At 71.9% G+C, this 20,551-nt stretch carries 17 protein-coding genes; 3 read left to right on the top strand and 14 right to left on the bottom strand.

The window, feature by feature from the left end:
* Positions 1 to 137: 137 nt before the first annotated feature.
* From ACGFWE_RS36425 to rimP, 8 genes are all read right to left on the bottom strand, one after another.
* Entirely contained in the window at positions 138 to 3,518 is a 3,381-nt protein-coding gene (locus ACGFWE_RS36425) for a trypsin-like peptidase domain-containing protein (protein ID WP_393604413.1), read from the bottom strand.
* Between the two features lie 256 nt (positions 3,519 to 3,774).
* Positions 3,775 to 4,680: a tRNA pseudouridine(55) synthase TruB gene (gene truB, locus ACGFWE_RS36420; RefSeq protein ID WP_352389517.1), complete on the bottom strand. Its 906-nt coding sequence runs from the start codon at positions 4,678 to 4,680 to the stop codon at positions 3,775 to 3,777.
* Positions 4,677 to 5,129: a 30S ribosome-binding factor RbfA gene (gene rbfA, locus ACGFWE_RS36415; RefSeq protein ID WP_352389516.1), complete on the bottom strand. Its 453-nt coding sequence runs from the start codon at positions 5,127 to 5,129 to the stop codon at positions 4,677 to 4,679. The genes truB and rbfA overlap by 4 nt, the downstream gene beginning before the upstream one ends.
* 32 nt (positions 5,130 to 5,161) lie before the next feature.
* A complete protein-coding gene (locus tag ACGFWE_RS36410; protein ID WP_352389515.1) occupies positions 5,162 to 5,455 on the bottom strand; it encodes a DUF503 domain-containing protein in 294 nt (97 codons plus the stop codon).
* 136 nt (positions 5,456 to 5,591) lie between these two features.
* Positions 5,592 to 8,735, bottom strand: coding sequence for a translation initiation factor IF-2 (gene infB / locus ACGFWE_RS36405; RefSeq protein ID WP_393604410.1), 3,144 nt, complete (start codon positions 8,733 to 8,735; stop codon positions 5,592 to 5,594).
* A gap of 163 nt (positions 8,736 to 8,898) precedes the next feature.
* Entirely contained in the window at positions 8,899 to 9,180 is a 282-nt protein-coding gene (locus ACGFWE_RS36400; protein ID WP_352389513.1) for a YlxR family protein, read from the bottom strand.
* 115 nt (positions 9,181 to 9,295) lie between these two features.
* On the bottom strand, positions 9,296 to 10,282 hold the full coding sequence (nusA, locus tag ACGFWE_RS36395; protein WP_352389512.1) for a transcription termination factor NusA: 987 nt from the start codon (positions 10,280 to 10,282) through the stop codon (positions 9,296 to 9,298).
* Between the two features lie 2 nt (positions 10,283 to 10,284).
* Complete coding sequence (rimP, locus tag ACGFWE_RS36390; RefSeq protein ID WP_393604407.1) at positions 10,285 to 10,800, bottom strand: ribosome maturation factor RimP; 516 nt, start codon at positions 10,798 to 10,800, stop codon at positions 10,285 to 10,287.
* Positions 10,801 to 10,975: 175 nt separating this feature from the next.
* Between rimP and ACGFWE_RS36385 the strand changes: the two genes are divergently transcribed.
* Genes ACGFWE_RS36385 through ACGFWE_RS36375 form a run of 3 tightly spaced genes read left to right on the top strand, consistent with a single transcriptional unit; the run spans position 10,976 to position 12,888 of the window.
* Positions 10,976 to 11,512, top strand: coding sequence for a hypothetical protein (locus ACGFWE_RS36385; protein WP_393604405.1), 537 nt, complete (start codon positions 10,976 to 10,978; stop codon positions 11,510 to 11,512).
* A complete protein-coding gene (locus tag ACGFWE_RS36380) occupies positions 11,509 to 11,979 on the top strand; it encodes a ferritin-like domain-containing protein (RefSeq protein WP_352389509.1) in 471 nt (156 codons plus the stop codon). The genes ACGFWE_RS36385 and ACGFWE_RS36380 overlap by 4 nt, the downstream gene beginning before the upstream one ends.
* An 18-nt stretch (positions 11,980 to 11,997) precedes the next feature.
* The gene (locus ACGFWE_RS36375; protein ID WP_393604403.1) at positions 11,998 to 12,888 is read left to right on the top strand and encodes an aminoglycoside phosphotransferase family protein; all 891 of its coding nucleotides are present in this window, start codon (positions 11,998 to 12,000) and stop codon (positions 12,886 to 12,888) included.
* A gap of 48 nt (positions 12,889 to 12,936) precedes the next feature.
* On the opposite strand, the gene ACGFWE_RS36370 is transcribed toward ACGFWE_RS36375, so the two are convergent.
* The 6 genes from ACGFWE_RS36370 to dxr all read right to left on the bottom strand — a co-directional run bounded on the left by ACGFWE_RS36370 (position 12,937) and on the right by dxr (position 20,526).
* Positions 12,937 to 14,640 carry a proline--tRNA ligase gene (locus tag ACGFWE_RS36370; protein WP_352389507.1) on the bottom strand — a complete coding sequence of 568 codons (1,704 nt, stop codon included), beginning with the start codon at positions 14,638 to 14,640 and terminating at the stop codon, positions 12,937 to 12,939.
* A gap of 189 nt (positions 14,641 to 14,829) precedes the next feature.
* A complete protein-coding gene (locus ACGFWE_RS36365) occupies positions 14,830 to 15,360 on the bottom strand; it encodes a GNAT family N-acetyltransferase (RefSeq protein WP_393604401.1) in 531 nt (176 codons plus the stop codon).
* 77 nt (positions 15,361 to 15,437) lie between these two features.
* The gene (locus tag ACGFWE_RS36360) at positions 15,438 to 16,286 is read right to left on the bottom strand and encodes a GNAT family N-acetyltransferase (protein ID WP_352389505.1); all 849 of its coding nucleotides are present in this window, start codon (positions 16,284 to 16,286) and stop codon (positions 15,438 to 15,440) included.
* A gap of 144 nt (positions 16,287 to 16,430) precedes the next feature.
* On the bottom strand, positions 16,431 to 17,588 hold the full coding sequence (ispG, locus tag ACGFWE_RS36355) for a flavodoxin-dependent (E)-4-hydroxy-3-methylbut-2-enyl-diphosphate synthase (protein WP_352389504.1): 1,158 nt from the start codon (positions 17,586 to 17,588) through the stop codon (positions 16,431 to 16,433).
* 380 nt (positions 17,589 to 17,968) lie between these two features.
* On the bottom strand, positions 17,969 to 19,261 hold the full coding sequence (locus ACGFWE_RS36350) for a site-2 protease family protein (protein WP_352389566.1): 1,293 nt from the start codon (positions 19,259 to 19,261) through the stop codon (positions 17,969 to 17,971).
* Positions 19,262 to 19,269: 8 nt separating this feature from the next.
* A complete protein-coding gene (gene dxr, locus ACGFWE_RS36345; RefSeq protein WP_352389503.1) occupies positions 19,270 to 20,526 on the bottom strand; it encodes a 1-deoxy-D-xylulose-5-phosphate reductoisomerase in 1,257 nt (418 codons plus the stop codon).
* Positions 20,527 to 20,551 lie beyond the last annotated feature (25 nt).

Here is a 20,551-nt window from a genome sequence, read left to right as displayed (position 1 = left end):
CCGTGTCCGTATTGACTCTTGCGACTTACGCAGGTCTAAGGGTGCCATGCCGCGCGCCCGTCGCTCGCATCGGCATGGGGGCTGTGACCCGACGCACGCGGACCCGAGGGCTCCGGGGCCCGCCGAACTCGGCGGACTCACGCGGGAACCCGTACCCCCGCCAGGTTCTCGATCATCCGCCGGGTGCCGGGGCCGACCACCGCCGCCCACTCCTGCGGGCGCTCGGCGAGCCAGCCTGCCACCAGCCCCGCGAACCCGGGGACATGCCGGCCGAGGTCGACGAGGCCGCGGTCGAAGCGGGTCGCGCCGTCCGGGGTGCGGACGAGGAGGAGACCGATGCGGTGGACGAGATCGCGGATGTCGGCGTCCGCGCGGGCGGCGGCCGCGGGCAGCAGGGCGACCAGGACCGCGGGCTCGCGTTCCTGGTCCATGAGGACGTCGAGGAGTTCCTTGCGCAGCGGGCGGGAGACGGGGGTGCCCGGCCCGGCGAGTACGGCCGCCAGCGCGGCCCGCACCTCCTGCGGGCCGCCGTCCAGCAGGCCGGTGACCAGCGGGAGGAGCAGGGCCCGGGCGGCGGGGCCCTGGTCGAGGCGCCGGTCGACGTACGCGGCCACGTCCCCGGCCGTCTCCGGGCGCCGCTGCACCGCCTCCCGCACCAGCGCGGCCACCCGGCGGGCCAGGGCGGGCGTGGTGACGTCGGCGAGCGTGCGCAGCACCTCCCCGGCGCCCGGTCTGCGCAGCCGCGCCCTGAAGGCGTCCAGGACCGGTTCGGGGTCGGTGGCGAGCGCGGGGACCAGCGCGCTCGGCGGGAACTGCGGGTCGCCGGCCGCGAAGTGACCGAGCGCCTGCGGAAGATGACGGGCACGCGTGTGTGGATCGCGGACCAGCAGGGCGAGCGCGCCCCCGTGCAGGGTGCAGTCCTCGGGACGGGCCAGCAGAGTAAGGGCCACGTAGCGCAAGAGCTCGCGGTCGGCCTCGGTGCGCACGTGCGGGGCGGCACGCAGTCCGTACGCCACCGCCGCGACCCGCCGGGCCGGCCGCTCGTCGTGCGCCCACCGGTCCACGGCCCGGCACACCGTCGACGGCTCCTCCTCGGCCAGCACGGCGAGCAGCTCGTCGGCCCGCGGGTGCGCACAGCCGACGAGCACCTCCGCGAGGTCGTCCAGGGCCCGCGTCCGGTGCGTGTGCAACAGCGCCTGGGCGGCCCTCGCCACGGTGGCGTGCGGCGTCGCGGGCAACGGCCGCTCGTCGTCGAACCAGCGGGTGAGCTGCGGCTGTACGGCGGTGGGGTCGGCGGCCAGCAGCTCCGCGACGGCGTCCAGGAACCGGGGGCCGGGTTCGTGCGGCGGCCCGTCGGCGAGGACGAGACGCCGGAGCAGGTCGAAGCGGGTGCCCTGCGAAAGGCGCAGGGCGGTCCAGAAGGCGGGCCCGAACGCGGCCGGGACCGATTCCCCCTCGCTGCGCCGGGCCACCAGACGGTCGGTGAGCTGCCGCAGGACACCGGTGTACGGCGTCGCGTCGGGCACGCGCAGCAGGGTCTCGGTGAGCAGTCGGGCCGCCCACCAGGAGTGCAGGTCGGCGTCGAGGGCGTGCAGCAACTCCTCGAGCCGGTACGCCAGTTGCGGTGCGCCGTGTTGGCGGGCGACGAGGAGCAGGGCCTGGACGACGGGTCCGATGCGGTGGTGCGGGACGGGGAGGGGGTGTCGTCGGCCGGTGCGGGGGCGGTGGACCAGGGCGCGCAGGGCCTCGTCCAGGTCCAGGTGCATTCCCTGGATCCAGTCGGCGAGCTCCTCGTGGGCGAAGCGGTAGCCGCTGCCGGCGGGGACGAGGAGGCCCTCGGTGAGGACGGCGGAGGCCCAGCCGGTGCCGCCGAGCCGCTTGGGGGCCTGGCCCCAGGGGAACACCGCCTCGAACGACTCCCGGTCGAGTTCGCCCTGGCCGGGGCCGAGGCTGCGGCGGGCGGCCTCGTGGACCTGGCCGGAGACCTTGGCGGCGAGCCTGCGGACGGCGGCGCCGCGCAGGCCGCCCGGGGTGGCCAGCCGTACCGCGATGCGCAGGCACATCAGGTCGAGGTGGGCCTCGAAGACCTGGTCGCGGTCCACGGGGGCGTGGGGCGCGTGCGGGAGGGCGGCGCGGACCTCGGAGAGGAGGCGCAGGGTGAGGGGGTGGCGGGCGTCGGAGGCGGCGAGCGTGCCCTCGGGGAGGGCGTAGCGGGCCCTGGCGCGGCGGGCCTCGTCGTCGGTGAGGTCACCGAGCCGTACGCAGGGCGGGAAGTCGCCCTCCGGGTCGCCGTGCAGCAGCTCCTTCGGGAAGGCCGCCCCCTCCCAGTACTCCGCCCGGCACGCCACCACCAGCCGCGCCCCCGTCTCCCCCAGCCACTTCGCCGTGCCCTCGGTCCACTCGGCGAGGCGGTGGGCCAGGACCGGGGGCATCTCCTCGGGGCCGTCGAGGAGGAGGAACAGGGGGCGGCCCGCGGTGCGGGAGAGCCGGGCCAGCCGCTCGGGGGTGAGGTCGCCCAGGTCGGCGGGGACGGTGTCGGCGGAGGCCGCCACGATCCGGGCGGCCCTGGTGAGCGCGCGGCGGGCCGCGTCGGCCACCGAGGTGTCGGTGTCCTCCAGGTCGGCGCCGCGCAGCCAGAGCGTGGGGGCCGGGGCGGGGCCGCGGTGGCGGTGGTCGGCGAGGGACGCGAGCTGTGTCGTACGGCCGCTGCCGGGCGGTCCGACGAGGCCGAGGACGAGTGCCGGACCTTCGGTGAACGCGGCGAACTCCCTGATGACCGCGGCTCGTTCGACCGGCGTTGTCCGGTCGTCCGGGGATCCGTGACCGGCCGGGCCGTCCTGACCCACCGAGGTGGCCGTCAGCTCCAGCACACCGGCGAGATTGAGGTCGGCGCCGTACGCCGGGACCGTCGCGGCGTTCTCAGCGAGCAGGTCGGCGAGGGGGCCGGTGCGCAGGGAGCCGATCGGGACCGCGTAGCCGCCGGCGCTGTGGGCGCTGTGCAGGGCGGTGCCGAGGACGGCGACCACCGCGCCGGTGGCGGCGTCGAGCACGGGCCCTCCGGCGGCCCCGCCGCCCGGCCGCAGCGCGTCCCGGCCCGCGGTGCCGATCGCCAACTCCAGTGCGCCCTCGAGGAGATGGCTGCGGTCGGTGGCCGTGTAGGTCACGGCGGCCGCACCGAGGACCCGGGCCTCGCGCCAGCAGCCGGCGGGAAGCCTCACATAGGCGCCGGTCTCGACGGTGTCGCGCACGGAGAAGGGCAGCGGGTCCAGGTCGAGGCCCTCGGTCCGCACGAGTGCCAGGTCCAGCCCGGGCAGCGGGGTCACCGCGTCGGCGCCCACCTCGCAACTGCGGTCACCGGCCCGCAGAACGAGCCGGGCCGGCCCGGCGACGCTCTCGTGACTGGTGACGACGGTGCCGTGATGGTCGGCGACGAAGCCGGTTCCGCGCAGCCGCCCCGCCGGGTCGTGGATCCGCACGAGTTCCACGGCTCCCTGGACGGAGTCACCCCCTGCCACCATGGCCGACCTCCCCGCCGTACGCACGTTCCTGTTGTCGACGGTAGGCGTGCGGTGATCAGCGGGACAGAACGCGTCGTGAACGCGCCCCCTTCCACACCCCCGGTTCACTCCGAGCGCCTGCCCGCGCGGGTGAATGGAAGGGGGACGGCGGATACACCCTAGGGGTGGGGGAACCGAGGGGGGACCGTGGAGCGGCGGCACAACCCCGTGATCGCCGCTCCACGGGCAGACGGCCTCGGTGCCCCACGGTCAGGCGTCAGCCGAAGACGGCCAGGCTCTTCGCCTTGCCCTTGTGTTCCTCGACCAGCGCCAGGAAGTGACCCTCCGGGTCGAAGACGGCCACCGTGCCGGCGCCCGCGTACTCGTCCGGCATGTCGAGCCGTACGCCGTTGGTGAGCAGCTTGGCCCGGCGGTCGTCGACGTCCCAGCGCCGGAAGGCGGCTGCCGCGGCCTCGGCGATCGGCATCACCGTCAGCTCCTGCTGGAGCTGGTCGAGGGTCCTGGCCGCGTCCAGCTTGTACGGGCCCACACGCGTGCGGCGCAGAGCCGTCAGATGACCGCCCACGCCCAGGCCCGCGCCCAAGTCACGGGCCAGCGCCCGGATGTAGGTGCCGGAGGAGCAGACCACCGACACGACCAGGTCCACGACGGCCGTGCCGTCCTCGGCGACCGCGTCCCGGACGTCGTGCACCGCGAAGGACGAGACGGTGACGGGGCGGGCCGGGATCTCGAAGTCCTCGCCCTCCCGTGCCCGCTTGTACGAGCGCACTCCGTCGATCTTGATGGCGCTGACCTTGGACGGCACCTGCATGATGGCGCCGGTCAGCTGGGCGATCCCGGCGTCGACGGCGTCGCGGGTGACCTTCGAGGCGTCGACCGACCCCGTGATCTCGCCCTCGGCGTCGTCGGTCAGGGTCGTCTGGCCGAGCCGGATCGTGCCCAGGTACTCCTTCTCGGTCAGCGCGAGGTGCCCGAGGAGCTTGGTGGCCTTCTCGACACCGAGGACCAGCACACCCGTCGCCATGGGGTCGAGGGTGCCGGCGTGTCCGACGCGGCGGGTCCTGGCGATCCCGCGCATCTTGGCGACCACGTCGTGCGAGGTGAAGCCCGACGGCTTGTCCACGATGACAAGGCCGTCGGGCGTCCGGTTCTTCTGCGTCATTCGGCGGCGTCGTCCGTCTCGTCCTCGTCGTCCGGCTTCCGGTACGGGTCGGCGTCGCCGGCGTACTTGGCGCCGGCCGAGACCTCGCGCACCTTCTCGTCGGACTGGCGCGCCTTGTCGAGGAGGTCGTCGATGGTCTTGGCGGTGTCGGGCAGCGCGTCGGCCACGAAGGTCAGCGTCGGGGTGAACTTCACGCCCGCCGCCGCACCGACCGCGCTGCGGAGCACGCCCTTGGCGCTCTCCAGTCCGGCGGCCGCGGCCGCCCGCTCCTCGTCCCCGCCGTACACCGTGTAGAAGACGGTCGCCTCCCGAAGGTCACCCGTGACCCGGGTGTCCGTGATGGTGACGTGTGAGCCGAGCCGCGGGTCCTTGATCCCGCGCAGCAGCTTCTGGGCCACCACCTCTCGGATGAGGTCCGCCAGCCTCTTGGCGCGCGCGTTGTCGGCCACTGGTCCGTCTCCTTAAGTACTTACTTCTTGCTTCAGTCTTCGTCGCTGTGGAGCCTGCGTCGAACCGAGAGCAGTTCCACCTCGGGCCGCGCCGCGACCAGCCGCTCGCAGCGGTCCAGCACGTCGCTGAGGTGTCCCGTGTCCCCCGAGACCACCGCGAGCCCGATCTCGGCCCTGCGGTGGAGGTTCTGGTTGCCCGTCTCCGCCGCGCTCACCGCGTACTTGCGCTGGAGCTCGGCCACGATCGGACGGACGAGAGAGCGTTTCTCCTTCAGCGAGTGCACGTCGCCGAGGAGCAGGTCGAAGGACAGAGTCCCCACATACATACGTGTCCGGATGTCCCGCCGGTTCGGGGTACGGGCGCCACGCTTCGACGCCGATACGGGAACCGTACACGCAACGGCCGGGGCCGATCGACGGATATTACGTCCGCCGACCGGCCCCGATCGCGTGCTGTGACGATCAGCCTCGCGGCTTCTCGCGCATCTCGTACGTCGCGATGACGTCGTCGACCTTGATGTCGTTGAAGTTGCCGAGGTTGATACCGCCCTCGAACCCTTCGCGGATCTCGGTGACGTCGTCCTTGAAGCGACGCAGACCGGAGATGGTGAGGCTCTCCGCGACCACCTTGCCGTCGCGGATGAGGCGCGCCTTGGTGTTGCGCTTGACCTCGCCGGAGCGGACCAGGACACCGGCGATGTTGCCCAGCTTGGACGACTTGAAGACCTCGCGGATCTCCGCCGTACCGAGCTCGACCTCTTCGTACTCCGGCTTGAGCATGCCCTTCAGGGCCGCCTCGATCTCCTCGATCGCCTGGTAGATGACCGAGTAGTAACGGACATCCACACCCTCGCGCTCGGCCATCTGCGCGGCACGCCCTGCGGCGCGCACGTTGAAGCCGATCACGATGGCGTCCGAGCCCATCGCCAGGTCCACGTCCGACTCCGTGACCGCACCGACACCGCGGTGCAGGATGCGGATGTCGACCTCTTCGCCGACGTCGAGCTGGAGCAGCGAGGACTCGAGAGCCTCCACCGAACCGGACGCGTCGCCCTTGATGATGAGGTTGAGTTCCTGCACCAGACCGGCCTTGAGGGCCTCGTCCAGGTTCTCCAGGGAGAACCTGACTCCGCGCCGGGCGAAGTTGGCGTTGCGCTCACGCGCCGCGCGCTTCTCGGCGATCTGGCGGGCCGTACGGTCCTCGTCGACGACGAGGAAGTTGTCGCCGGCGCCCGGGACGTTGGTGAGACCGAGGACGAGGACCGGAGTCGACGGACCCGCCTCTTCCAGGTTGTCGCCCTTGTCGTCGAGCATCGCGCGGACACGGCCGTACGCGTCGCCGACCACCATGGTGTCGCCGACCCGCAGGGTGCCTCGCTGGACCAGGACGGTCGCGACGGCACCGCGGCCACGGTCGAGACGGGACTCGATCGCAATACCCTGCGCGTCCTGCTCCGGGTTGGCCCGCAGGTCGAGCGAGGCGTCCGCGGTGAGGACCACGGCCTCCAGAAGAGCCTCGATGTTGAGGCCCTGCTTGGCGGAGATGTCGACGAACATGGTGTCGCCGCCGTACTCCTCGGCCACGAGGCCGTATTCGGTCAGCTGACCGCGCACCTTGGTCGGGTCGGCACCCTCGACGTCGATCTTGTTGACCGCGACCACGATCGGCACGTCGGCCGCCTTGGCGTGGTTCAGCGCCTCGATCGTCTGGGGCATCACACCGTCGTTGGCCGCCACCACGAGGATCGCGATGTCGGTCGACTTGGCACCACGGGCACGCATGGCGGTGAACGCCTCGTGACCCGGGGTGTCGATGAAGGTGATCTTGCGCTCTTCGTCGTTGACCTGAGTCGTGACCTGGTACGCACCGATGTGCTGCGTGATACCGCCGGCCTCGCCCGCGACGACGTTCGTCTTGCGGATGGTGTCGAGGAGGCGGGTCTTGCCGTGGTCGACGTGACCCATGACGGTCACGACCGGCGGACGCGCGACGAGGAACTCCTCGCCACCCTCGTCCTCGCCGAACTCGATGTCGAAGGACTCGAGCAGCTCGCGGTCCTCCTCCTCGGGGCTGACGATCTCGAGGACGAAGTTCATCTCGTCCGCGAGAAGCCTCAGCGTCTCGTCGGAGACGGACTGCGTGGCGGTGACCATCTCGCCGAGGTTCATCATCACGCCGACGAGCGACGCCGGGTTGGCGCCGATCTTCTCGGCGAAGTCGGTGAGGGAGGCACCGCGCGACAGGCGGACGGACTGTCCGTTGCCGCGAGGCAGCATCACGCCGCCGACCGACGGGGCCTGCATGGCCTCGTACTCCTGGCGCCTCTGCCGCTTCGACTTGCGACCGCGACGCGCGGGACCGCCGGGACGACCGAAGGCGCCCTGCGTGCCACCACGGCCACCGGGACCACCGGGACGACCGCCGAAGCCGGGACGACCGCCGCCGCCACCGCCGGGACCACCCGGACGGCCGGCGAAACCGCCGCCACCGCCACCGGGACCACCGGGACGACCGGCGAAACCGCCGCCACCGCCACCGGGACCGGCCGGACGGCCGGCGAAACCGCCGCCGCCGGGACGACCGCCGCCACCGCCACCGGGACGACCTGCGCCGCCCGGACCGCGACCCCCACCGGGGCCACCGCCGGGACGCGGGCCGGCAGCGGGACGCTGCGGCATCATGCCGGGGTTGGGACGAGCGCCGCCGGGACCGCCGCCGGGACGGGGACCGCCGCCCTGCGGACGGGGCATGCCGCCCGGGGTGGGACGGGCGCCGCCCGGAGACTGCGGACGGGGACCGCCCGCCGCGCCCTGGGGACGGGGACCGCCCTGGCCCTGGCCCTGCGGACGCGGGGCGCCGCCGGGACGCTCACCGGGGCCGCCGGGACGCGGGGCACCGCCCGGACGGGGCGCCTGCGGGCGCGCCATGCCGGTGGAGCCACCAGAGGTGAAGGGGTTGTTGCCCGGACGGGGACCGGCCGGACGAGCACCGGGACGTGCGCCCTGGCCGCCCTGACGCGGAGCGCCGGGACGGTCGCCGCGCTCAGTGCGGCCCTGGCCACCACCCTGACCGGGACCACCGGCCGGACGCGGGGCGCCCGGACGCGGGGCCTGGCCGGCCGGACGCGGAGCACCGGGACGCGGGCCGGAACCCTGGGCCTGGCCCTGGCTCTGTGCAGCCGGTGCGGCGGGAGCCGACGGCGGTGCCGTGAACTCGGGCGTGGTCGGAGCCGGGGACGCCGGGGCGGGCCGCGGCGCGGGCTTCGGGCCCGGGGTGGGACGGGGGCCGGACGAGGCCGGCGCGGCGGGAGCCGCGGGCGTCTCGGCGGCGGCCGGCTTCGGGGCCGGCGGGCGCGGGGCGGCCGGACGGGCGGCCTGCGCGGGAGAGGGGGCCGCCGGACGAGCCGGGGCGGCCTTGCGTGCGGAGGCGGGCTTGCCGCCTCCGTTGCCCTGCTGGAGGGCGTCCGTCAACTTACGGACAACGGGCGCTTCGATGGTCGAAGACGCCGAACGGACGAATTCACCGAGTTCTTGGAGCTTGGCCATGACGACCTTGCTCTCCACTCCGAACTCCTTGGCGAGTTCGTATACCCGGACCTTAGCCACTTCGCTCCTTTTAGGTCCGGGTTGCGTCCGGACCGTCGCTACTTCATGGGCGTACTCATCGCGTGCTCATCGAGTGCTCATCGCAATCTCGACCTACTTCCAACTCGCGGGGTACCAGGGCCGCACGGGGGTTCCGCGCGACGCTTCTTACGGTGTTGCCTGCTCAGCAACTGTCTGTCTGCTCGACGTACTGGCGCAACGCCTTTGTGTCGAGTGCTCCCGGGGCGCGCAACGCCCTCGTGAACACCCGGCGGCGTACCGCCTGGTCGAGACAGACCAGGGCGGGGTGGATGTACGCACCCCGGCCGGGCAGCGTACCGCGATGATCGGGGACGCATGCGTCCTTGATCGCCACGATGCGCAGCAGATCGGTCTTGGCCGCTCGCTGCCTGCAACCCACACAGGTGCGTTCAGGGCATGCTCGGGCGGGCGTCCGGCCAGACACTCTTAAGTCTACCTCCCCGTAGCGACCTCACCCCTTGGGGGCGGCGATCGAACGGTTGTTGTCGTGATCTAAGCCACGTACGGCTTGGATCTATTCCCCGCCGCCGGTCCCGGCGCTACTCGCCGGCCTGCTCGGTGTCCGGACGGATGTCGATCCGCCAGCCGGTGAGCCGGGCCGCGAGCCGGGCGTTCTGCCCCTCCTTGCCGATGGCGAGGGAGAGCTGGTAGTCGGGGACGGTCACCCGCGCGGAGCGGGCCGCCATGTCCACGACCTCGACCTTGGAGACGCGAGCCGGCGAGAGGGCGTTCGCCACCATCTCGGCCGGGTCGTCCGACCAGTCGACGATGTCGATCTTCTCACCGTTCAGCTCACCCATGACATTGCGCACACGGCCGCCCATGGGGCCGATGCAGGCGCCCTTGGCGTTCAGACCCGAACGGGTGGACCGTACGGCGATCTTTGTGCGGTGACCGGCCTCACGGGCGATCGCGGCGATCTCGACGGACCCGTCGGCGATCTCCGGCACCTCCAGGGCGAAGAGTTTCTTCACCAGATTGGGATGCGTGCGCGACAGGGTGACGGACGGACCGCGGACACCCCTCGCCACCCGTACGACGTACGACCGGAGCCGCATGCCGTGCGGATAGGTCTCACCGGGCACCTGCTCCTGCACCGGCAGGATGGCCTCCAGCTTGCCGATGTCCACGAGCACGTTCTTCGGGTCGCGGCCCTGCTGGACCATGCCCATGACGATGTCGCCCTCACGCCCCGCGTACTCGCCGAGCGTCGCGTCGTCCTCGGCGTCGCGCAGCCGCTGCAGGATGACCTGCTTGGCGGTGGTGGCGGCGATGCGGCCGAAGTCGGACGGGGTGTCGTCGAACTCCCGGGGCTCCTGGCCCTCTTCGAGGTCCTCGGGGTCCTCCTTCGCCCACACGACCACGTGCCCGGAGTCCCGGTCGAGTTTCACGCGCGCGTGGCGGTGGCTTCCCTCGGTGCGGTGGTAGGCGATGAGGAGGGCCGACTCGATCGCCTCGACCAACAGGTCGAAGGAGATCTCCTTCTCCCGAACCAAGCCCCGCAGGGCACTCATGTCGATGTCCACGGCTACGCCTCCTCTTCCTGCTCGTCCTGCTGCTCTTTGCTGTCCTTGCGGCTGAACTCGACCTGCACGCGCGCCTTGTCGACGTCGGAGAACGCGAGTCTGCGGGCGGTGGCCTTGCGGCCCTTCACACCGGGCACTTCGAGGTCGAGCCCGTCGTCGTCGACCTTCAGGATCCTGGCGACCAGCTCGTCGCCCCCGGTCAGCTGGAACTTCACCAGCCGGTCCACGGCGCGCACATAGTGCCGGTGCTCCTTGAGGAGGCGCTCCGCGCCCGGGGTGCCGACCTCGAGGGTGTACTCCCCCGCGCCCATCGCGTCGGTCTCGTCGAGCTTCGCCGAGAGCGCGCGGCTCACATCGGCGATCTGGTCCAGGTCGGCACCGGTGTCCGAGTCGACGACGACGCGCAGCACTCGCTTTCGTCCTACGGAGTCCACTGCGATCTCTTCGAGATCCAGACCCTGGGAGGTGACGAGCGGTTCCAGGAGCTCTCGCAGCCTCTCGCTCTGGGTGGTGCTCATCCGGGTGACTCCTCGGCCGCGTGTGCTGTTGTGGGTAGGTCGCGTGTCTGGTCAAAGGGTATCCGGTCGCGGAGGGTGTTGCCGTCCAGGTGACACCGGATGCGCGGGTACCGTGATCGCCGGCGGGCCCGACCTCCCGCCCGTGTGTTCGTACGAGCTTTTGAGGACGTCTGTCGTGTCGTACCCGCCTTCGCCGCGCGTCCCCTCGGGGCCCCGCAGAAGATCCCTGCTCGCCTCGGTCGCCGGGGGCGCCCTTCTCGTCGGGTGCTCCGACGGGACCGGAAGCGGCGAGGAGGGCACCGCCGGCAGCCCGTCCGTCGTCGAGCGGGCACGCGAGCGTGCGGCTCGGGACAGCCAGGGGATCGTCGGGCGGTACGACGCCGTCCTCGCCGCCCATCCGGCGCTGGCGCCACTGCTGGGGCCGTTGCGGTGGGAGGCCGCGCGGCACGCGGAGGCGTTCGGGGCCGGCACGGCCGCTCCCACAGCCACTGCTTCCCCGACCCCGTCCCAACCTCCGTCCTCGTCCCCGCCGATGACTGTTCCCACGGCCGAGAAGGACGCCCTCGCCCAGCTCGCCGCCGCCGAGCGGGCGCTCGCCGACCGGCGGGCCAAGACCCTGCTGGACATGCCGGGCGAGCTGGCCCGCCTGCTGGCCTCGGTGGCGGCGGCCGGCGCGGCGCACGCCTATCTGCTGACGGAGGGTGCCCGATGAGCGAGAAGAGCGAGAAGCAGGAGCTGGAGGCCCTCCAGAAGGCGCTGGCCGCCGAGCACGCCGCCGTCTACGGCTACGGCGTCGTCGGCGGCCGGATCCGCGAGGACCGGCGCGTGGAGGCCAGGGCCGCCTACGACGCCCACCGGGCCCGCCGCGACGCCCTGGTGCGCGAGGTGCGGGGCCTGGGCGGAACGCCGGTGGCCGCGGCGGCGGCGTACGCGCTGCCCTTCCCGGTGCCGGACTCGGCCGCGGCGGTACGGCTCGCCGCCGGCCTGGAGGACCGGGTGGCCGGGGTGTACTCCGACGTGGTGCGGGCAACCGGGGGCGGGCGGCGCAGCACGGCCGCCGAGGCGCTGCGGGAGGCCGCGGTGCGGGCCGTGCGCTGGCGCGGCGGGAGCGTAGCCTTCCCTGGGCTCGCCGAGCGGGCGACCACGGGCTCGCCCTCGTCCTCCGCCTCGGTTTCTTAGGAAGGGAACGACTCGCGCATGGCTTTCGAACCACCACAGCGGTTGGTGCGGGCGCTCGGCGAGAGCGTGCCGGACACCGACGACTGGGTGGACAAGCTGCCCGAGACCGCCGGACAGGCCGTCGCGCGGCGCGAGTTGACCGTGGAGCGGGTCCAGGTGCCCGGCGGGCGCAGCAGCCTCGTCGTGCTCGTACGGCGGCCCGACGGGACGCCGGCCGTGCTCAAGCTGGCCCCGCCCCGGGCCCGTCCGGAGAGCGAGCGGGCGGCTCTCGCGCACTGGGACGGGCGGGGGGCCGTACAGCTGCTGGAGCCGTTCGTCGCCGAGGGTGTGCTGCTGCTGGAGCGGCTGCATCCCGACGTCTCCGTGCGGTCGCTGCCGGAGGCGAAGGCGTTGCTGGAGGCGGCGGGGGCGCTGCGGCGGCTGTGGGTCCCGCCGCCCGAGGGGCCGGTCTTCGAGACGGTGGCCGAGCGGACCGGGCGGCAGGCCGCCGCCATGCGCGGCGCTCCCGCACAGGTGGCGGGACTGGTGGACGCGGCTCTCTCGGCCCGGGAGGAACTGCTGGCCGCACCGCCCGAACTGCGGCTGCTGCACGGGACGTTCCGGCAGAGCAAGGTACTCGCGGGCGAACGGTCTCCCTGGCTGGCCGTGGGACCGGATCCGGTCGTCGGGGAGTGCGCGTTCGACCTGGCCCGGCTCGTGCGGGACCGGGTGGAGGACCTGATCGCCACGCCGTCGGGGGCGGCGACGACCCGCCGACGGATCAAGCGGCTCGCGGAGTCGCTGGAGGTGGATCAGGAGCGGTTGCGGGGGTGGACGCTGTTCCGGGCCGTGGAGTCGGGGGTCCGGGCGCTACGGGTGGGGCGGCCGAAGGATGCCGAGCTGCTGCTGGAGTTCGCCGGCTGGCTCTGAGGCCGTGGAGCGGCGGCCGCCGGTGCGACCACCGCCCCACGCTGCTTCTCAGACGGTCAGGCGGGCGATCGCCTCGTCCACCGTCAGCTCCTCGCGCTCACCGGTACGGCGGTCCTTGAGCTCCAGGACCCCCTCGGCGGAACGACGGCCCGCGACCAGGATCTTCGGTACGCCGATCAGCTCGGAGTCGGTGAACTTCACGCCCGGGGAGACGCCGGCGCGGTCGTCGACGAGGACCCTGAGGCCCGCCTCGCGCAGCTTCTCGGAGACGTCGAGGGCCAGTTCGATCTGCAGGGCCTTGCCGGCGGCGACGACGTGCACGTCGGCCGGGGCGACCTCGGCGGGCCAGCACAGGCCCTTGTCGTCGGCGGTCTGCTCGGCGAGGGCGGCGACCGCGCGGGAGACGCCGATGCCGTAGGAGCCCATGGTCACGCGGACCGGCTTGCCGTTCTGGCCGAGGACGTCGAGCTTGAGGGCGTCGGCGTACTTGCGGCCCAGCTGGAAGATGTGGCCGATCTCGATGGCGCGGTCCAGCTTGAGGCCGGTGCCGCACTTCGGGCACGGGTCGCCCTCCTGGACGACCACGACGTCGACGTACTGGTCGACCTCGAAGTCACGGCCCGCGACGACGTTCTTCGCGTGCGTGTGCTCCTTGTTGGCGCCCGTGATCCAGGCGGTGCCGGGGGCCACGCGCGGGTCGGCGATGTACTTCACCTTCTCGCCCAGGCCCTGCGGACCGACGTAGCCGCGGACGAGGTCGGGGCGGCCGACGAAGTCCTCCGCCGTCACCAGCTCCACGGCGGCGGGCGCGAAGTGCGCCTCGACCTTGCCCAGGTCGACCTCGCGGTCACCGGGGACGCCGACGGCCACGATCTCGCCGTCGACCTTCACGAGGAGGTTCTTCAGGGTGGCGGAGGCCTCGACGCCGAGGTGGGCGGCGAGGGTCTCGATGGTCGGGGTGTCCGGGGTCGGGATCTCCTCGAGGACCGGGACGGAGGCGCCGTCCACGGGCTTCAACTCGTACGTGATCGCCTCGGTGTTGGCCGCGAAGTCGCAGTTCGGGCAGTCGGCGAAGGTGTCCTCGCCGGCCTCGGCGGGGGCGAGGAACTCCTCCGACTTGGAGCCGCCCATCGCGCCGGCGGTGGCGGCGCAGATGCGGTAGTCGAGGCCGAGGCGCTCGAAGACCTTCTGGTAGGCCTGGCGGTGCAGCGCGTAGGACCGGGCCAGGCCCTCGTCCTCGGTGTCGAAGGAGTACGAGTCCTTCATCAGGAACTCGCGGCCGCGCAGGATGCCGGCCCGGGGGCGTGCCTCGTCACGGTACTTGTGCTGGATCTGGTAGAGGATGACCGGCAGGTCCTTGTAGGAGGACGCCTGGTCCTTCACCAGCAGCGTGAAGATCTCCTCGTGGGTCGGGCCGAGGAGGTAGTCGCCGCCCTTGCGGTCCTGGAGCCGGAACAACTCGGGGCCGTACTCGTCCCAGCGGCCGGTCGCCTCGTAGGGCTCCCGGGGCAGGATGGCGGGGAGCAGCACCTCCTGGGCGCCGATCGCGTCCATCTCCTCGCGGACGATCCGCTCGACGTTGGCCAGCACCTTCTTGCCGAGCGGCAGCCAGCTCCAGATGCCGGCGGCGGTACGTCGGACGTACCCGGCGCGCACGAGCAGCTTGTGGCTGAGGACCTCGGCGTCCGCCGGGTCGTCGCGCAGCGTCTTCGCCATCAACTGGGACATGCGCTGGACCGGTGCGTTGGCCATGGTTCTCGTACTCCTGCCGGAAAAGGGTGATGGCTGGGGTGCCCGGCAGACTCCCGCCGTCCGCCCGGAGGGCGGCCCCGGCGGCGTCCGCTGCGAGCGTGCGTGCCGGGCGTCGCCGGGCAGGCGGGAATGTGTCGGGCACCCCCCAGGAGGTTAGCCGGGCGGGCTGTAGGGGTGGAAATCCGGTGTTCAGTGGCGGCGCAGCGGGAGGGGGGCGCCCATCACGGCGTACGGCTTCGGGGCGCTCGGGAAGAGGACCTGGCGGGCGAGGTCCTGGTAGCCGAGGGAGCGGTACAGGCCGCGGGCCGGGCTGTCGGTGTCGATCGCGGAGAGGATCGAGCGGGGCTCGGTGGCGCTGTCGGTGATGGTGGTGATCAGGGTGCGGCCGATGCCCCGGTTCTGGTGGTGCGGGTGGACGTGCAGCTCGGTGATCACGAAGGAGTCGTCGAGCCAGATGTCGTTGTGCTGGGCGCGCAGGTAGGGCTCGACGACGGTGGACCACCAGTGCGTGCGGTCGTTGGGCATGCCGTACACGAACCCCACGAGATGGCCGCCGACCGTCGCGCCGAGCGCTCTGGCTCCGGGGTAGGTCATGTGGCGGAGGACGATCTGGCGGCGGACCGCTACCTCGTCGGCGCCGAGGCCGAAGGCGATGGCCTGTACCGCGAGGGCCTCGTCCACGTGGGCGGACAGGTCCAGGGGGCCGATGACGAGGTCCATGCGGGGAGCGTACAGGGGAGTTCCGGTCGTGTGCCGGGTGCGGGTGGCTGCGGGCCGGCCGGTGACTGCGGGCCGGTTCAGAAGAGGACGCTCATGAACGCGCCCACTTCCCGGAAGCCCACCCTCTTGTACGTCCTTCTCGCCGCCGTGTTGAAGTCGTTGACGTAGAGACTGACCACCGGGGCCACGTCCGCGAGGGCGTAGCGCAGTACCGCGGCCATCCCCGGCGCGGCCACTCCCCTGCCGCGGTACTCGGGAGCCACCCACACGCCCTGGATCTGGCAGGCCCGGTCCGTCGCGGCGCCGATCTCCGCCTTGAAGACGACCTTGCCGTGTTCGTCGAGGCGGGCGAAGGAGCGGCCGGAACCGACCAGTTCGGCGACGCGGGCCTGGTAGAGGAGGCCGCCGTCACCGGCCAGCGGGGAGACTCCGACCTCTTCCGTGAACATCGCCACACACGCCGGCATGATCGTCTCCATCTCGTCCTTGCGGATGCGGCGGACGTACGGATCCGGGGCTGTGTCGGTGGGCATGCGGTCGGTGACCATGAGGGGCTGGTGGGCGCGGACGTCCCGGGCCGGGCCCCAACTGTGTTCCAGCAGGCGCCAGAGCTGGGCGGTGGGTTCGGCGGGACCGACGATGGAGGAGCACCGGCGCCCGGCCCTTCTCGCCCGGTCGGCGAAGGCACGGACGGCTCGCGGGGTCGCGCAGATCGGGACGAGGTTGGCGCCGGCGTAGCAGAGGGACGTGAGCATGCCGTCCTCGTACCAGCCCCACATCTCGCCGCCGAGTCGCCAGGGGTCGAGTCCGGCGACCTGGACCCTCGATGTCACGAAGGCGTTCGCGACCGGATCGCGGTCCAGGACGGCGAGCGCGGCGTCCAGGTCGCTCGGTTCGAGGACCCGGGAGGTCGTCTGGGTCAACACGGGCGGGCCTCACACTGGGGTCTGCTGATCTCCGCACTGTACCTGCGGAAGCCGAGCCGCGCCGCCCTGCGTTCGGTTACCGCTCGCACAGCGGTGGCCCAGGCGTGCCCTGCCCGTTGAGGGCTGTCGCCCCGGACGCTCGGATCAGCCCGCGACCGACACCGAGGGCTCCCCGGAGGTGACCCCCTCCGCCTCCATCTGCTCGGCCAGCTTCATGGCCTCCTCGATGAGGGTCTCCACGATCTTGGACTCGGGGACGGTCTTGATGACCTCGCCCTTGACGAAGATCTGGCCCTTGCCGTTGCCGGAGGCGACGCCGAGGTCGGCCTCGCGGGCCTCGCCCGGGCCGTTGACGACACACCCCATGACGGCGACGCGGAGCGGGACATCCATGCCGGTCAGGCCCGCCGTGACCTCCTCGGCCAGCTTGTAGACGTCCACCTGGGCACGGCCGCAGGACGGGCAGGAGACGATCTCCAGGCCGCGCTGCTTGAGGTTCAGGGACTCCAGGATCTGGTTGCCGACCTTGACCTCCTCGACGGGGGGTGCCGAGAGGGAGACGCGGATCGTGTCGCCGATGCCCTGGGAGAGCAGCGCGCCGAAGGCGACGGCCGACTTGATCGTGCCCTGGAAGGCGGGGCCGGCCTCCGTGACGCCCAGGTGGAGCGGGTAGTCGCACTGCGCGGCCAGCTGCTTGTACGCCTCGATCATGATGACCGGGTCGTTGTGCTTCACCGAGATCTTGATGTCCCGGAAGTCGTGCTCCTCGAAGAGCGACGCCTCCCACAGGGCCGACTCGACGAGCGCCTCCGGGGTCGCCTTGCCGTACTTCTGGAGCAGGCGGCGGTCCAGTGAGCCCGCGTTCACGCCGATGCGGATCGGGGTGCCGTGGTCGCGCGCGGCCTTCGCGATCTCCTTGACCTTGTCGTCGAACTGCTTGATGTTGCCGGGGTTCACCCGGACCGCCGCGCAGCCCGCCTCGATGGCGGCGAAGACGTACTTGGGCTGGAAGTGGATGTCGGCGATCACCGGGAGCTGCGACTTGCGGGCGATGGTGGCGAGGGCGTCGGCGTCGTCCTGGGTCGGGCAGGCCACGCGGACGATCTGGCAGCCGGAGGCCGTGAGCTCGGCGATCTGCTGGAGCGTGGCGCCGATGTCGGACGTACGGGTCGTCGTCATCGACTGGACCGAGACCGGGGCGTCACCGCCCACCGCGACCGTGCCGACCTGGATCTGCCGGCTCTTCCGGCGCTCGGCGAGCTTGGTCGGAACGGACGGCATGCCGAGAGAAATCGCAGTCATCTGCTGTGCAACCCCAAGTCGTGGATCAAGGTCCAGGTCCCGTCAGCGGCGGGCTCCAGGCTTCGAGATTACGGCACCGCCCGGGGCACGAGCACATCCCGGCCCTCAAACCCACCCAACGGATGGTGGCCCGCCATGAACCACACCGGGCCACCGCCAACGCCGTACGACCAGGAGTTCTCACCCGGTCAACGACACGGGCACCGAGTGAGGCACTCGACCGTGGCTCAGCGACAGGCCCCGAACTGTCGATGCACTTCCCGGGATCCCGTGCGTCTCCACGAACGTTCGAGTGGCCGTACGAATAAGCCTCGCCTTCCACTCGTGCGAGCTACCCGAGTGAAAGGCGAGGCGTCATTGCAACCGCAAATGACCGATTCTCAGCTGATTTTGACCGGATTAACGACGTCCGCGATCAGAACGAGGACTGTAAAGCAGATGAAGATCCCCGCCACCACATAGGCGACCGGCATCAGCTTCGCCACGTCGAACGGGCCCGGGTCCGGGCGCTTGAGGACCTTGGCGAGGTTGCGGCGCAGGGACTCCCACAGGGCGCCCGCGATGTGGCCGCCGTCCAGGGGCAGCAGCGGGAGCATGTTGAAGAGGAACAGGGAGAGGTTGAAGCCGGCGACCAGCATCAGGGCCATCGCCAGTTGCTGGGTCGGGGGGATGTCGAGGGTGAAGATCTCGCCGCCGACGCGGGCCGCGCCGACCACGCCCATCGGGGAGTCCGGCTCGCGCGGGGCGTCGCCGAAGGCCGCGTTCCACAGGGCCGGGATCTTGCCGGGCAGGGCGGCGAGGGAGTCGACGGCGTCGCCGACGCGTTCCCCCATCCACACCACGGAGTCGCCGAAGTCCTGCTTGACGATGCCGGTGGCGGCGCTGAAGCCGAGGAAGCCGGCGGTGACGTACTCGCCCTGGACGTACTGGCCGCTGGAGTCCTTCTTGGCGACCTGGTTGCTGGCGATCTTCGCGGTGAGGGTGACGTCCTTGCCGTCGCGCTCGACGACTATCGGGACCGTCTTGTCGGGGTTGGCGCGGATGAGGTCGGAGAGCCTGTTCCAGTCGTCGGTCTTCACGCCGTTGAACGCGATGATCTTGTCCCCCGCCTTGAGGCCGGCGGCCGCGGCCGGGGAGGCGGGGTCGGAGGCCTTGCAGTTCTCGCGGTTCTGGCTCTGGGCGATCACGCACTTGGAGACCGAGCTGACCGTGTTGGTCTGCTGGGAGATGCCGAAGCCCATGAGGACCGTGAGGAACAGGGCGACCGCGAGGATCAGGTTCGCGAAGGGGCCCGCGAACATCACGATGACGCGTTTCCAGGGCTTACGGGTGTAGAAGAGGCGTTTCTCGTCGCCGGGCTGGAGCTCCTCGAAGGCGGCCGAGCGGGCGTCCTCGATCATGCCGCGCCAGGGGGACGTCGAGCGGGCGCTGATACGGCCGTCGTCGCCGGGCGGGAACATGCCGATCATGCGGATGTAGCCGCCGAAGGGGATGGCCTTGACGCCGTACTCCGTCTCGCCCTTCTTCCGCGAGAAGACGGTCGGGCCGAAGCCGACCATGTACTGCGGCACGCGGATGCCGAAGAGCTTGGCGAAGGACAGGTGCCCCAGCTCGTGCCACGCGATCGACACCAGCAGGCCGAAGGCGAAGAGCCCTATGCCGAGGATGAACATCAGGGTCGTCATGCACGGGCCTCCGCCGTCTGTGCCGTCAGTTCCCGGGCCCGGGTCCGCGCCCAGGTCTCCGCTTCGAGGACGTCCGCGACGGTGAGCGAGGTTCCCCCGCGCGGGGTGCCGTGCTCGTCCACCACCCGGGTCACGGTCTCCATGATCCCGTTGAACGGCAGTGCGCCGGCCCGGAAGGCCTCGACGCACTCCTCGTTGGCGGCATTGAACACCGCCGGGGCCGTGCCCGCGAGCTGTCCCACGTGTCTCGCGAGGTTGACCGAAGGAAACGCGTCGTTGTCGAGCGGGAAGAACTCCCAGGTCGACGCCTTGCTCCAGTCGAAGGCGGGCGCCGCGTCGGGGACGCGCTCGGGCCAGCCGAGACCGATGGCGATCGGCCCCCGCATGTCGGGGGGCGTCGCCTGGGCGATCGTGGATCCGTCCGTGAACTCAACCATCGAGTGGACATACGACTGGGGATGCACGACCACCTCAATGCGGTCGAAGGGAATGTCGTAGAGGAGGTGTGCCTCGATGACCTCCAGACCCTTGTTGACGAGGGTCGCGGAGTTGATCGTGATGACCGGGCCCATGGCCCAGGTGGGGTGGGCGAGGGCGTCCTCGACGGTCACCTGGGCGAGGTCGGCTTTCGTACGGCCGCGGAAGGGGCCGCCGGACGCGGTGACGACCAGCTTGCGTACGTCGGCCCGGGTCCCGGAGGCCAGGGCCTGGAAGAGGGCCGCGTGCTCGGAGTCGACGGGGATGATCTGCCCGGGCTTGGCGAGGGCCTTGACCAGCGGGCCGCCCACGATGAGCGACTCCTTGTTGGCGAGCGCGAGGGTGCGGCCCGCCTCCAGGGCGGCGAGGGTGGGGGCGAGTCCGATGGAGCCGGTGATGCCGTTGAGGACGGTGTGCGCGTCGGAGGCGGCGAGCTGGGTGGCCGCGTCCGGGCCGGCGAGGATCTCGGGGAGCGGCTCGCCCGTGCCGTAGAGCCCGGTGAGCGCCTCGCGCAGCTGCGGTACGACGTCCTCGCGGGCGACCGCGACGGTCCGCGCCTTCAGCCGGTGCGCCTGCTCGGCGAGGAGCGCGACCCGGCCGCCGTTGGCGGAGAGCCCGGTCACCCGGAACCGGGCGGGGTTGCGCAGCACGAGGTCGATGGCCTGGGTGCCGATCGAGCCGGTGGAACCGAGGATCACCACGTCCTTGGGTCCGTCGCCCGCGACGGGGTCGTAGACCAGGTGGGGGTCGGCGAGGGGGGCTGGACTGTCGCTCATCCCTCCATTGTTGCCGTAAGGACGG

Origin of the sequence: Streptomyces sp. NPDC048523 (assembly GCF_043199815.1) — a bacterium.
Classification (GTDB): domain Bacteria; phylum Actinomycetota; class Actinomycetes; order Streptomycetales; family Streptomycetaceae; genus Streptomyces.
The sequence above is the reverse complement of the archived record's forward strand: the minus strand, read 5'-3'. Positions and strand labels throughout refer to the sequence as shown.

Coding starts and splice junctions, on each gene's coding strand:
- dxr (WP_352389503.1), bottom strand. CDS start 20,526: ATGAGCGACAGTCCAGCCCCCCTCGCCGACCCCCACCTGGTCTACGAC.
- rimP (WP_393604407.1), bottom strand. CDS start 10,800: ATGAGCACCACCCAGAGCGAGAGGCTGCGAGAGCTCCTGGAACCGCTC.
- truB (WP_352389517.1), bottom strand. CDS start 4,680: ATGACGCAGAAGAACCGGACGCCCGACGGCCTTGTCATCGTGGACAAG.
- ACGFWE_RS36370 (WP_352389507.1), bottom strand. CDS start 14,640: ATGGCCAACGCACCGGTCCAGCGCATGTCCCAGTTGATGGCGAAGACG.
- ACGFWE_RS36375 (WP_393604403.1), top strand. CDS start 11,998: ATGGCTTTCGAACCACCACAGCGGTTGGTGCGGGCGCTCGGCGAGAGC.
- ACGFWE_RS36350 (WP_352389566.1), bottom strand. CDS start 19,261: ATGTTCATCCTCGGCATAGGGCTCTTCGCCTTCGGCCTGCTGGTGTCG.
- ACGFWE_RS36365 (WP_393604401.1), bottom strand. CDS start 15,360: ATGGACCTCGTCATCGGCCCCCTGGACCTGTCCGCCCACGTGGACGAG.
- ACGFWE_RS36425 (WP_393604413.1), bottom strand. CDS start 3,518: ATGGTGGCAGGGGGTGACTCCGTCCAGGGAGCCGTGGAACTCGTGCGG.
- ispG (WP_352389504.1), bottom strand. CDS start 17,588: ATGACTGCGATTTCTCTCGGCATGCCGTCCGTTCCGACCAAGCTCGCC.
- ACGFWE_RS36410 (WP_352389515.1), bottom strand. CDS start 5,455: ATGTATGTGGGGACTCTGTCCTTCGACCTGCTCCTCGGCGACGTGCAC.
- ACGFWE_RS36380 (WP_352389509.1), top strand. CDS start 11,509: ATGAGCGAGAAGAGCGAGAAGCAGGAGCTGGAGGCCCTCCAGAAGGCG.